The organism is Actinomadura logoneensis, from assembly GCF_003428695.1.
Classification (GTDB): Bacteria; Actinomycetota; Actinomycetes; order Streptosporangiales; family Streptosporangiaceae; genus Spirillospora; species Spirillospora logoneensis.
On the sequence record NZ_QURH01001012.1, the window covers coordinates 1 to 12,659 of the forward strand.

A 12,659-nucleotide genomic window follows, 5' to 3' on the forward strand; every position below is an offset into this window, starting at 1 on the left:
GACCGCCCCCACCCCTGAAAATCCCCCAGAGTTACATTTTCCGGCCTCTACTTCGCCGTTGGTGAGCCCAATACCGCGCACCCTCTAGGCTGAGCTTTTGTCGGGCCGGCCGCGCGCGGCCTTTTGCTCCGGCCACCCGCGCACACTCCCCCCACCACCACGGTGACCTGCACGAACCTTTCTTATGGGCGACACAGATGGCGAAGGAAGCGGACGGCTGGCGTTTCCGGTTCGGCTTGCTCTGGACGGGTTCGGCGGCATCGCTGCTCGGCGCAATGAGTGTCACCACCGCGGCACCTCTGCTCGCCTTCACGCTTACTGGATCACCCACTTTTGTCAGTTATGTCGTTGCTGCGGGAACGGTACCGAGCCTGCTGCTGCACGTCCCCGCCGGAATGCTCGTGGACCGGCTGGACCACTGGTGGACGATGCTGCTCAGCCAGACGGTCCGGACGCTGATGTCCCTGGCGGTCGTGGCGGCCCTCGCCCTCGGGGTGTTCCGGCCACCCGTCCTGATCGTCGCCGCACTGGTCAGCGGGACGTGCACGACCTTCTACAACGTCGCGGAGGTGACGGCCGTCCCGAGCGTCGTCCCGGCGGCGCACTTCCAGCGGGCGATGGCGCAGAACGAGGGGCGGGCGAACGGCGCGATGCTGCTCGGCCGCCCCCTGGGCGGCGTCCTGCACGCCGCGGGCACCGGCTTCCCCTACGCCGCCGACGCCGCGTTCGGGCTCGCGTCCACGGCGGCGCTCCTCACGCTGCGGTCGGCAGGACTCCGCGGACACTGGAACCACGCCCGTCCCCTGCATGCCGCCGGGCCGACCGACGCGTCCCGGACGCGGGCCGGGCTCCGGCGCGGCGGCTCGCTCATCGCCGAGATGCTCGAAGGGCTGAAATGGCTGTGGCGGTACCGGTTCCTGCGCACGGCACTGATCGCGTGCACGGCCACCAACCTGCTGTTCCAGGTCGTCACCCTGCTGCTGGTGGTCCGCGCGCGCGAAGCGGGCCTTCCGCTCGCGATGGCGGGCGTCCTGCTCGCCGCACCCGGCCTTGGCGGATCGTTCGTCTCCGGGTATGTGGCGGTCACGCGGCGAGGCCGCCTCGGGCGCCGTCCGATCACCCTCCTCAGGCTGTGCATGTGGGCCTGGCTCGTCATGACCGCCCTGCTCGCGGCCTTCCCCTGGGCCGACGTCTGGATGGCCGCCTGGGGCGGCGTCGGTTTCGTGGGCGCGCGGCTCAACATCGCACTCTCCGCCTACCAGGCCACCCGCACCCCTCCTGAGCTGCGCGGACGTGTCGCCGGGACGAACCGGTTCATCACCCTCGGCATCACCCCCGTCGGCACGATGATCGGTGGCGCGGCGATCAACGCGGTGGGCGCTCGCGGCGTCGCGTGGGTGGTGCCGATCTCCATCGCCGCCACCGGCGTGCTGCTCTGGGGCGGGCGGCGGGCACGGACGCTCCGGCTCCGGCGGCGGCTGCGCCACGGTCCGGTCCGGAAGGCGGCCGTGCCGGCGCGGGTGTGAGCGGGAGGCCGGCCGCCGCCGGCTCCGCGAGGGCGCGCCCCACATCGCCCATGAGGCGCTGGAGCTCCTCGTCCACGGCGGCGGCGCTGCGCGGATCCTGCTTCCCGGCGTCGCCGAGTCCGTGCAGCCAGGCACGGCGCACCTCGGCGCGCAGCGTCTCGACCGGTCCCGCCATCCGCGGATCGTGGCCCACGGCGTCCAGGAAGCCCTGGATCTCGCGGACGGCCGTCCGGTACTCCGCGGAGACGCGCTTCCCACCGGCCAGTTCCTCGTCCTCGCCGAGGGCTCCGAGAGATCGCAGGCGTTCGCACAGGCGGACGGTCACCCCGAGGTCGACGACCGCGTCGTCCATGCTCCGCAGCGCCTCGCGGACGCGCCGTTCGGCGGCCTCTGACCGCTCCGCCGCCCGGGCGTCCGCCTCCCGGTGGCGCTCGTAGGTGTGGCCGAGGCGGGCGGTGACGACGCCGACGACCGCGGTGAGCGCTCCGGTGAGCACGGCCGTTCCGCCGGTCACCAGCGCGGTGGCAGTGGAACCCATGCCTTGATCCTCCGCCGGGAGCGGACGGCGCACAGCGTCACACGCCACACTCCGTGACTCCGCGTCCCGCGTCTCTCACACGTCCGCCAGCAGGCGCCAGGCCTCGGCACGCAGGTGCTCGGGCAGCGGGGGATGGCGCGCCTCGACCGCGCGGGTGGCGAGGTCGGTGGCCGTGCCGGTGTCGCCGGTCATCAGTTCCACCTGCGCCGCCCGGTACAGCGCCGGACCGCTCTCCGCGCCCGCCTCGACGGCCTCGCCGATCTCCGCGCGGGCCGCGTCCAGGCGGCCCCTCCGTGCGAGCGCCAGCGCGCGGGCCGCGCGGGCGGCGGGATCGGCGGACCGGCCGAGCCGGTCCAGGTCGCGCAGGGCCGACTCCGACTCGCCCCGGTCGGCGAGGATCTCGCCCCGGATCTCCAGCGCCTCGTGCACGTCCCCGTGCCGGTTGAGCACACCGCTGAGGACGGCGAGCGCCGCCTCGGGACGCCCGGCCCGCCACAGCATCCGGCCCAGCCCCACCTGGACGGCCGCGTCGCCGGGGGCCAGGTCGGCGCCACTGCGCAGGAGGGCGACGCCGCGTTCGGCGTCTCCGGCGGCGAACCGCGACCAGCCCTCGGCGGCGAGTTGCCGGACGACGGCCGTGCTCTCGCCGATCGTCTGGAGCAGTTCTCCCGCCCGCTGATGGCACCGGGCCGCCTCGTCGTACCGTCCGTGCAGGTAGGCGATGTTCCCGAGGACGGTCTGCACGTCGGCCTGGAACCCGGCGTCGGTGTCGGGATGGCCGGCCGCCGACCCGGCCAGGCCGCGCGCGAGCAGCACCTGCCCGGCGGCCAGCGCCGTTTCGGCCGCGCGCAGCCGGCTCCACGGCCCGGCGTGGAACCTGCTGCGTCCCGGCCGCTCCCCCAACCGGACCAGGGCGTAGGCGAGGTCCGGATGCTGGAGGACCTCGGTCAACCCGTCGTCGGTGCGGACGTTCCGTACGAGGTGCGCCTCCCTGAGGAGATGCAGTGCCGCGGCGGACGGGGTGCGCCGGCCGCCTCCCGGCTCGACAGCGGGCCCTTCGGCCTCCTTGGCGGTCGACGGGATCTCGGCCGCGCGTCGTGCGACGTCCTCGGGAGCGCGCTCCCACGTCCTGAGCGTCAGCCACTCGGCCTCGGCCACGGCGTCCAGGGAACTCGCGGCGGCGCCCAACGCGTCGACGATGTTGTTGACGGTCGCTGTGCAGAGGTCGGTGAGGATGTCGTCCATGCGCGGAATCGACCGGAGGGAGACTGTCTCCTCGGGGTCGTCGAGGCGGTCCCAGAGGGTGCGGCATGCCGCCTGGAGCAGCACCGGCTCCACGGACCCGTCTTCATGCGCGGCGCTCAGCTCGTCCACCAGGCGTTCGGCCGCGCCGTCCTCGAACGGGCGCCCCGCCCGCTGCGCGGGTTCCGCCACGGCGGCCAGCGCCCCGCTCCAGCCGAGTGGTCCGAGGCGCATCTCCGCGACCGGCAGGTCGTGGCGGACGACGGCCGCCACCAGGTGGTCGGCCTCTTCCTCCCGGACGGACAGCAGCAGCCGGACGCCCGGATCGGCGGCCACGGTCCTGAGGAGTTCGTGCAGGCCCAGCTGCCCTCGGGAGAGCGGGCCACCGGTGAACCAGCGCTCCGCGCAGTCGACCGCGAACAGGACCGGGCGCTGCGCCACCGGCCGCCCGCGCCGCCTGGCCCGGCGCAGGAACGCGGCCACCGGATTCGCCTCGCCGGGATCCTCGCGCCATGCGGCGAGCAGCGTCAGCAGATAGGGGTCGGACTCGGGGAACGCCGCGTTCGGCAGGACCCGTCCCTGGGGTGGGACGGCGAGCGGGCCGGCGTCCGCCACCGGCAGTGGATCGTGCCTGGTGTCGCGCAGCAGCGGGACCGCGCCCGCGTGGATGAGCGAGGTCCGGCCGCAACCGCTTGGCCCCCGCAGCACGGTGACGGGACGGTGCGCCCAGAGCTCGGCGAGGGCCTCCGACTCCTTGGCGCGGCCGAAGAACCGATGCCGCTCCCCATCGGTGAAGGGCCGCCGGCCTGGATAGGGGTTCGGGTCATGGCGGGCCGTGAGTTCGTCCACGTCGCCACCCCTTCGCCCGGTGCCGGCCGGGCCTCTCGGCGCCCGGTGCGTCTCGCGAGCCTCAGCCGAGTTCGGCGTCGCCGATGTAGGAGCTGAACCCGGCGCACACCGTCGCCGACCGGCGGTCGGGCCCGAACACCGCCTCGATCTCGCCGGCGAGCACCCCGCCGCCCAGCCGGCTCAGCTCTTCCAAGGACGCCCCGGACAGGTCCGGAAGGTCACTTCGGAAATCCAGCTCGTCGCGCATCGGAGCTCCTTGTTCCGGCGGCCAGGGCCCACTTGTGATTCTGCATGTTCCCTTCCCGGGACGGGGGAACCTGGCCACATCGCGCCATTGTTCTTCCCGGCGTTGCCGCCCTTCGGGACGCGGGAAGACCATACGCCCCTGCATCTCAGCGCGTGCCTACGGCCGACCAGTCGCTTCGGCGTGGAATTCTGCCCGTGGCCCGGGCACGTCCGGCGGCATACGATGCGGAAAACGACCGATGGTGCGACCATGTGCGGAGGCGAGTCGTGTGGCGGATTCAGTCGATGTCGCCCCGGTGACCGCGGGCATCCCCCGGATCTGGGGCACCAAGATTCCCGCCCGCAACCACAATTTCACCGGCCGCGAAGATCTTCTCTCGTCTCTTCGGGAAGGGATCAGGAACAACGTCGCGGCCGCGGTGGTGCCGTACGCGCTGCACGGAATGGCCGGAGTCGGGAAGACCCAGCTCGCGATCGAGTACGCGCACCGGTTCCGCGGTGAATACCAGCTCGTCTGGTGGATCCCGTCCGCCCAGGAGAGCCTCGTACGGTCGTCGCTCGCCGGGCTGGCGCCCCGGCTGGACCTCCCGCCCGCCAGCAAGATCGGTGTGGAGGAGGCCGCGAACCTGGTGCGCCAGACCCTGGAGCGCGGCGATCCCTACGGCCGCTGGTTGCTGATCTTCGACAACGCCGACGACCCGGAGGACATCAACGCGTTCGTCCCGCAGGGCCCGGGCGACGTCCTCATCACCTCCCGCAACCCCAACTGGAAGGGTCGGGGACGCGTCGCCACCGTCGAGGTGGACGTGTTCGCCCGCGACGAGAGCGTCCAGTTCCTCAACAAGCGCCTCCCCGGCGCGCTCGTCGAGAAGGACGCCGCGCGCCTCGCCGAGGAACTCGGCGACCTGCCGCTCGCCCTCGAGCAGGCGGCGTCGCTGCTGCAGGAGTCGGCCATGTCGGTGCAGGACTACCTCGCGCTGCTCCGCGACCGCATCAGCGACCTGCTCCTGGAGGGCGAGGCCAGCGAGTACCCGCGTCCGATGACCGCCGCTTGGCGGCTCGCCGTTGAGGAGCTGGAGCGGAACTACCCGAACGCCGTGCCGCTGCTGCGCTGCTGCGCGTTCTTCGGCCCCGAGCCCTTCCCGCGGGACGTGTTCCGTTCGGCTCCCGAGGGCGTCTCGCCCGACCTGGCCGCGATCCTCCGGGACACCATCGAGACCAGCCGCGCCGTCGCCGGGCTGCGCAGGTACGCCCTGGTCCGGGTCGAGATCGAAGGCGACAACCGGACGATCCAGATGCACCGGCTGATCCAGGGGCTGGTCCGCAGCGCGCTGCCGCCCGCCGAGCGGGCCCGCCACCTGGCCGACGTCCACCTGCTGCTCGCGGAGGCCACCCCCGAGGATCCGGACCGGCCCGAGTCGTGGGAGGACTTCGGGGCCCTCTACGCGCACATCGACCCGACCGGCGCCATCGACAGCACCGATCCGAGGGTCCGGGCGATGGTGCTGTCGTTCGTCCGGTACCTGTACAGGTCCAGCGACCAGTCGGGAGGGACGGACTTCTCGAAGCGCGTGCAGGAGCACTGGAGCCGGACCTCCCCGCCGGACGACCTCAACGTCCTGCGCGCCCGGCGGTTGCGCGCCATCCTCATCCGGGACCGGGGCCGGTACCGCGAGGCGTACGAGATCAACCGGGAGACGCTCCGCACGATGCGCGCCAGCGAGCGCATGGACGACGAGTTCCGCGACCTCCTGCTCGCGGTGACCGACAGCAGCGCCGCCGACCTGCGCGCACGCGGCGACTTCCGGCAGAGCCAGGAGCAGGACGAACTCTCCCTGCGTGAGCACGAGAGCTTCTTCGGGCCGGAGCACGCGAGGACGATCCGTCCGATGAACAACCTCGCGCTCGACTACGGCCTCGTCAGCGACTACGTCCGGGCCCGGGACCTCCAGGAGCGCTGCTACCGGCTGACGTCGGCGCGGCCCCGCCCGGCGGGCGTGACCGCCTTCGACGAGGCGCTGCACCTGAACGGCCTGGCCAGGGCCGTCCGAATGCTGGGCGACTTCCGGGACGCCATGGACTTCGGCGAGGACGCCCTCGCCCTCGCCACCGAGCAGCTCGGCCCGGACCACGTCGTGACCGTCCGCGCCTCGATCGACCTCTCGATCGCCCGGCGACGGGCCGGCCGCTACCAGGAGGCGCTGGAGCTCGCGGAGGAGACGCACGACCGGTGCCTGCGGCTCTTCGGGCCCGTCCACCCCGACACGCTCGCCGCCGCGACCAACCTGGCCAACACCTACCGCACCGTGGACAGGCAGGACGAGGCCCTCGACCTGGCAAGGACCGTCACCGAGCGCTACCCCGACATGTACGGGCCGTCCCACCCCTACAATTTCGGCGTCCTCGGCAACCTGGCGGTGCTGCACCGCGTGCGCGGGGAGGCGACGACGGCACGGTCGACGAACGAGAAGGCGCTCAAGGGGCTGGAGGCCAAGCTCGGCCGCGACCACCACTACTCGCTGACCGTCGCGACCAACCTGGCCAGCGACCTCGCCGAATTGGGCGACCTCGCCGGTGCGATCGCCCTCGGGCGGGGGACGCTGCGGCGGCTCCGGTCCCTCCTCGGCATGGACCACCCGATGACCCTGGCGTGCGCCGCGAACCTCTCGGCGGACCTGGATCGGGAAGGCAGGGAACAGCGGAACGACGCCCTGCAGCAGGAGGGCGAGGAGCTGTACGAGGACACCATCCACCGGTACGCGCGGCTCCTCGGCCTCAACCATCCGGACGCGGTCGTCGCCACCGAGCGGCGTCACCTGGACTGCGACTTCGACCCGCCGCCGATCTAGGCCGAGTGCCCGGGCCCGAGCCGGAGGGGCCGTTCGTGCCGGTTCCTGGACGTGCCCGTTCCTAGACGGGTGCGTTCCTAGACGGGTGCGTTCAGGTCACCGTGTCGGGCTCGCCAGCGTTCGCGGTGCTGGTGGGCGGCCTTCCTGGCGCGGTCGAGCGCGGCGGACGGAACGGGTTCGCGCCGCCACGCGCGCAGTGTGCGGTCCATCTCGGCGGCGAAGCGCGCGCCCTCGTCGGTCAGGGCACCGCTGCGCAGCAGCGTTCCCGTCACCAGGGCGGCGGCGTCGCGCCAGTGCGCGAACTCGGTGTGCGCCCGCATGGCTTGGTCGCCGTACTCGTGGTGGCGCTGCCTGCGCCAGAACCCGGCGACACCGAGATGCGCGTACGCGCCGGTGAGCAGGCCGGCGGCCGGACGCGGATCGTCGCGCCAGGGGGCGTAGTAGCGGCGGCCGTCGTCGGGGCGGGACAGGGGGACGGCGTCGTTCAGCGCGCCGAGTTTGGCGTGCTGCACCTCATGCGCCAACGTCACCGCCATCTCCCGTTCGTCCGGCGGCAGTGACACGTAGACCGCGCCGAAGGACTCGTGCACGGTCGAACTACGCATGCCCTGGGCCGGTGCGGAGATCGGGGCGAGGACGCGGAGTGTCCGGGACGCCTCCTCCGCGATCGTCCAATGCCAGCGGACGAGCAGGCGCCATGCCCTGCGCAGGACGGTCCGCCACCGCTCGACCTCGTCCGGGGTGAGGCGCGGCGTCGGCTCGCCGCCCGCCGAGCGGAGGGGGTCGCAGTCGTCCAGGAGGAGGCGCAGGGCCATGCCGTGGTACTCGGCCTCGAGAGGGCGGAGGCCGTGCCAGCCGGGGGCTTCGCGGTGCGGGTCGTCGGCGGGGAGCGTCACCGTGCCCGTGTCCGACGCGATGGTGACCGGGGCGCCCGGCCCGGCGCGGACGACGCCGGTTCCCGTGATTGGCGCGGCCAGGCCGAGGGACGGGAGGAGAAGGCCGTCCGGGCCGCCGACGACCTCGATGGGACGCGGGTCGCGGGCGCGGACCGCCGCGGCGGCGGCCAGCGCGGTGATGGCGTCGGTGTCGCCGTCACCGGCGGCGACCGCGTGCGCCCAGAGCCCCACGGACGGATGGTCGAGGACGGCCCGGACCGCTTCCGGGGCGCGGCCCTGGATGTCGGCGAGCAGCGCGTACGCCTGGCGGGCGCGTGCCTCGCGGGCCGGGTCGCGGGACTTGGCGGCCTCGCGCACCCAGCGCAGGAGCAGCAGCCGCTTGGAGCGCTGGACCCGCCACAGCTCGTCCACCGCGTAGGCTCCGCCGCCTCCCTGGGCCAGGCCGGCGAAGACCTTCTCGGGGAGCGTCAGGCGTTTCAGTTCCGGTCGCATCGGCTTGCTCCTCGGCGTCCGCGCGCGTCCGGCCGGGGCCGCCGCGTGCCCGGCACGCGCGAGGTCGCGGGCGACGGCGTCCCGGACGTGGCCGACCAGCCGGAACAGATCGCGGCAGTAGACGGACGGGTTGGCGAAGCCGCTGCCCGTCCGGTACCGGTGGACGTACTGGCCGCCGCCGCAGAGACGCCCGACCGGGCAGGCGCGGCAGGTCGCGGACAGGGCCTCCGGACCGATCTGCCGAGCGGCGGTCGCGGGCAGGGCGAGCGCGGCGTCGAAGCCGTCCCGGCCGATGTGCAGGCCGGTCGCGGCGGCTCCCTCGTAGGCGGACTTGAGGGTGTCGACCTGCTCGATCGTGCCGTCCGTCTCGACCACGACCAGCGCTGCCGGGGAGAGCCCGACCGCCTCGCTCGTGGACGGGCGGCCCAGGCTGAGGGCGATGAGTTCGCGGAAGAGGCGGACGCGGGTCTCGCGCTGCGGCGCCGCCGTCCAACGGTCGAAGACGGTGACGAGCCAGTCGCCGTAGGGGGTGGCCGCGGAGCCGGGGTCGAGCCCGGGCGGCGGGGCGTCCCAGTTCCCGTGCGGCAGCAGGAAGTCGACGGCAGGCGGGCGGAATTCGAGCAGTGCCTCGTAGGTCTCGACGGGCGGGTTGGCGAGGTCGATCGTGGCGAGCAGGCCGGTGAACAGGCGCCGGTGGGGGCCCGCGGTGAGCCGGCGGATCCCGGCGGCCGTCTCCGCGTAGCTGCCGCGGCCGTCCGCGTGCAGCCGGTGCCGGTCGTGCCCGCGCTCGTCGCCGTCCAGGCTGACGCACACGTGGACGTCCAGTTCGTCGAACAGGCTCAGGAACGGCTCGTCCAGCAGGACGCCGTTCGTCTGGACGCCCACCCGTACACGCGCACGCGCTCCGACCGCCGCCCGGACGGCGCGGACCGCGCGGCGGATCAGTTCCGGCCCGGCCAGCAGCGGCTCGCCCCCGTGCAGGATGACCTCGATGTCGGTCAGGCCGTGCCTGCGAACGTGCTCGCCGATCCGCCGGGCGGTGGCGTCCACGGTCTCACCGCTCATGCGCCGGGGCTGCTCGCGCCACCCCTGGTCGGCCATCTCGTAGATGTAGCAGTAGTCGCACGCCAGGTTGCAGCGGCTGTGGATCTTCAGGATGAACTGCCGGAACGGCGTCGGCCGCCAGCCGGACGCGCGCAGCGCCGCGAGGTCCAGCGTTCCGGGCCACTCCTCCGCGCCGGTGCGAGCCGCCACGCAGATCAGCCCCCCGATCGGTCCGGGCACGGTGCGACACGAACGGCCAGCACCCTCTGCCCGATATGTAAGCATTTTGGAAGATCAACAAACCCCTTCCTCCGGCCACATGCGGGCACCGGGCCCCGGTCCGGACACGGCCGGGTTCCGATTCCTTCGCACGGACGCGGGTGACGGACCGCTTCCGCCTTCCCATCCCAATCGCCATTGAATGGTTATCGGGAATTTATTTCTGGGTGATATGCTGGATTTACTGGGTGGGTTCTGCCTTTTAGCATCTCGGGCCTGGGGCTTTTTGAGAGGCGGGGAGATGCTGGACGGGACTGCCAGTCGGACGGCGATGATGGTGGCGGCGGCGCGGGCGGCTCATCTGGTCGTGGACGGCCGGCCGGTGATTCTGCGGGACGACGTCGCGGGGCGGTTGCTCGGGGACGCGGCGGACGATCTGGTCGGGTATCACCGGCAGCACGGAAGCCATGTGGTGCTGTGGGGGACGCGGGCGCTCGGGGTGACGCGCGGGCGGTTCGTCGAGGACCGGATCGCCGCGTCCGGGGTCGCGCAGTATGTGGTTCTCGGGGCCGGGCTCGACTCGTTCGCTTTCCGGAATCCGGGGGTCCGGGTTTTCGAGGTCGATCATCCCGATACCCAGGCGTGGAAGCGGGAGTCGATTTCGGCGGCGGGGCTGTCGGTGCCGGACGGGCTGGAATTCGTCCCGCTCGATCTGGAGGGCGGAGGGCTCGCCGGGGCGCTGGCCGCCGCCGGGTTCGAGCCGGGCCGGCCGGCGCTGGTGGGGTGGCTCGGGGTGAGCGTCTACCTGGCGCGGGCGACGGTCGAGGCTACCGTCCGGGAGGTCGCGGGGCTCGGGGCCGAACTGGTCATGGACTACATGGTCCCGCCGGAGGCGCGGGACGGGGTCGGACGCGAGTACGGGGAGTTCGCCGACCGGGTGGTCGCGGAGAGCGGGGAGCCGTACCGGACGTTCCTGGAGCCGGACGAGGCCGAGGCGCTCGTGGCGCGGTGCGGGATGGAAGTGCGCGCGCACGTGGGGATGGAGGACGCCGTTCCCCCGGAGATGTGGCGGCGGGGTGGCGTCCTGCGACCGTTCGTGTTCTCCCGGATCCTGCACGCCACCGCGCTCAGCTGAGGTGCTCGGGGCAGCGGCGCGAACGCAATCGCGATTAGGTGCCGGGCCGCAATTTCGGCCGGACGGCGCCCGGGAACCGGACCAGTCCTGCGTGAGCTACATACCAGCACAGACCGGGGCAAGAGTGCCGATAACGGTTGAGACTCGTGGTTCAACCGCCCCTTGAACTGGTACGGACCAGATCTTATCGTCGGGCCACGCGCGTTTCTGCTCACAGGGCATTCGTACCGCGCACATTCTTTCAATGTGCGCGGAGAAGGCGGGGACCAGATGAAACGGCATCTCACGGTCGCCATCGCCGCGGGCCTCACGGTCGCCGTGGGCGTCGGCGGTTGCAGCAAGGGCAGCTCGTCGGGCGGCGGCGGCTCAGACAAGACGATCAAATTCGTCGCTGCCATCTACGACGACAACACCAAGGGCTTCTGGGACGGCCTCATCAAGGACTTCGAGGCGAAGAACTCGGGGTACAAGGTCGACCTGGAAATGGTCGACTGGACGCAGATGGACGCGAAGGTGAAGACCTACGTCCAGACCAAGCAGGTCCCCGACGTCCTCAACTACAACGCGTTCTCCGACTTCGCCCGGGACGGCCTCATCTACCAGGCGTCCGACGTCGTCTCCCCGAACACCCTGAGCGACTTCTCCCCGACCTTCGTGGAGCAGGCCAAGTACAACGGGACGCAGTACGCGCTGCCGTTCATCTCCAGCGCGCGCCTGCTGTTCTACAACAAGGACCTGTTCAAGAAGGCCGGCATCAGCGACGCGCCCAAGACGTGGGCGGACGTGAAGGCCGACGCGCAGAAGATCAAGGCGGGCGGGAAGATCGGGTACGGGCTCCCGCTCGGGCCCGAGGAGGCGCAGGCGGAGTTCTACTCCTGGGCGATGAACAACAACGGCGGCTGGGTCGACGCGTCCGGCAAATGGGCGATCAACCAGCAGGCCAACATCGACACGCTCACCTTCCTCAAGGACCTGAACAAGTCCGGGCTGACGCAGCCGAACCCGGAGAGCACCGACCGCAAGACGGTGTTCAACCAGTTCGCGCAGGGCCGGGTGGGCATGTCGATCGGCGGCCCGTTCACCCGCGCCGGGTTCATCGACCCGGTCAACAAGAACCTCGACTACGGCATCGCGCCGCTGCCCAGCAAGGACGGGAGCGCGCACAACACGCTCGGCGTCATGGACGTCCTCGCCGCGTTCAAGAAGAACGACGGCAAGAACAAGGAGGCGGTGAAGAAGTTCCTCGACTTCTTCTACACCAAGGAGAACACCAGCAAGTTCCTCAAGCTGGAGAACTTCCTGCCGGTGACCAAGTCCGCCGGGGACGCGCTGAGTACCGACCCGTACTTCAAGCAGTTCGTGGACGCGCTGCCGACCAGCAAGTTCGCGCCGACCGGCAACCCGGCGTGGAGCGCGGTCGCGGGCGCGGTGAAGCAGCAGCTCGGCACCGCCGTCGCGAGCAAGGACCCGAAGGCCGTCCTGGACGACATCCAGAAGACCGCCGAGAAGGCCGGCTGATCCAGCCGTGCCCGACGTCCGACACGCGGACGACGTGAGCCCGCCGCCGGACGCGGCGCCCGGAGCCCCCCGCTCCGGGGCCGCGTCCCCGGCCGCGCCGCGGGC

Annotated in this window: 7 protein-coding genes and 1 pseudogene; 4 read left to right on the forward strand and 4 right to left on the reverse strand. The window is 72.1% G+C overall.

Features of this window, described 5'->3' with window-relative positions:
- Positions 1–197: 197 nt before the first annotated feature.
- Positions 198–1,340 (forward strand): annotated as a pseudogene (locus tag DZF91_RS34890) (MFS transporter); the annotation flags it as partial.
- Positions 1,341–1,365: 25 nt separating this feature from the next.
- Here DZF91_RS34890 and DZF91_RS42800 read toward each other — a convergent pair.
- The 3 genes from DZF91_RS42800 to DZF91_RS34905 form a co-directional block, all read right to left on the reverse strand.
- Positions 1,366–2,064: a hypothetical protein gene (locus DZF91_RS42800; protein WP_268916000.1), complete on the reverse strand. Its 699-nt coding sequence runs from the start codon at positions 2,062–2,064 to the stop codon at positions 1,366–1,368.
- Between the two features lie 75 nt (positions 2,065–2,139).
- The gene (locus DZF91_RS34900) at positions 2,140–4,155 is read right to left on the reverse strand and encodes a tetratricopeptide repeat protein (protein WP_117361311.1); all 2,016 of its coding nucleotides are present in this window, start codon (positions 4,153–4,155) and stop codon (positions 2,140–2,142) included.
- A gap of 61 nt (positions 4,156–4,216) precedes the next feature.
- On the reverse strand, positions 4,217–4,402 hold the full coding sequence (locus tag DZF91_RS34905) for a hypothetical protein (protein ID WP_117361312.1): 186 nt from the start codon (positions 4,400–4,402) through the stop codon (positions 4,217–4,219).
- 268 nt (positions 4,403–4,670) lie between these two features.
- On the opposite strand from DZF91_RS34905, the gene fxsT reads away from it, so the two are divergent.
- Positions 4,671–7,250: an FxSxx-COOH system tetratricopeptide repeat protein gene (gene fxsT, locus DZF91_RS34910; protein WP_235834783.1), complete on the forward strand. Its 2,580-nt coding sequence runs from the start codon at positions 4,671–4,673 to the stop codon at positions 7,248–7,250.
- A 77-nt stretch (positions 7,251–7,327) separates the two neighbouring features.
- Here the strand turns inward: fxsT and DZF91_RS43005 are convergent, their stop codons facing one another.
- Complete coding sequence (locus DZF91_RS43005; protein ID WP_328589260.1) at positions 7,328–9,922, reverse strand: FxsB family cyclophane-forming radical SAM/SPASM peptide maturase; 2,595 nt, start codon at positions 9,920–9,922, stop codon at positions 7,328–7,330.
- A 280-nt stretch (positions 9,923–10,202) separates the two neighbouring features.
- Here DZF91_RS43005 and DZF91_RS34920 point away from each other — a divergent pair, with 280 nt between their 5' ends.
- Entirely contained in the window at positions 10,203–11,036 is an 834-nt protein-coding gene (locus tag DZF91_RS34920) for a class I SAM-dependent methyltransferase (RefSeq protein ID WP_158588112.1), read from the forward strand.
- 270 nt (positions 11,037–11,306) lie between these two features.
- On the forward strand, positions 11,307–12,554 hold the full coding sequence (locus DZF91_RS34925) for an extracellular solute-binding protein (protein ID WP_117361316.1): 1,248 nt from the start codon (positions 11,307–11,309) through the stop codon (positions 12,552–12,554).
- Positions 12,555–12,659 lie beyond the last annotated feature (105 nt).

What these genes read in the sequence shown, in the direction of transcription:
- DZF91_RS34905 (WP_117361312.1), bottom strand. Translation starts at nt 4,402, where the DNA reads ATGCGCGACGAGCTGGATTTCCGAAGTGACCTTCCGGACCTGTCCGGG.
- DZF91_RS34920 (WP_158588112.1), top strand. Translation starts at nt 10,203, where the DNA reads ATGCTGGACGGGACTGCCAGTCGGACGGCGATGATGGTGGCGGCGGCG.
- DZF91_RS42800 (WP_268916000.1), bottom strand. Translation starts at nt 2,064, where the DNA reads ATGGGTTCCACTGCCACCGCGCTGGTGACCGGCGGAACGGCCGTGCTC.
- DZF91_RS34925 (WP_117361316.1), top strand. Translation starts at nt 11,307, where the DNA reads ATGAAACGGCATCTCACGGTCGCCATCGCCGCGGGCCTCACGGTCGCC.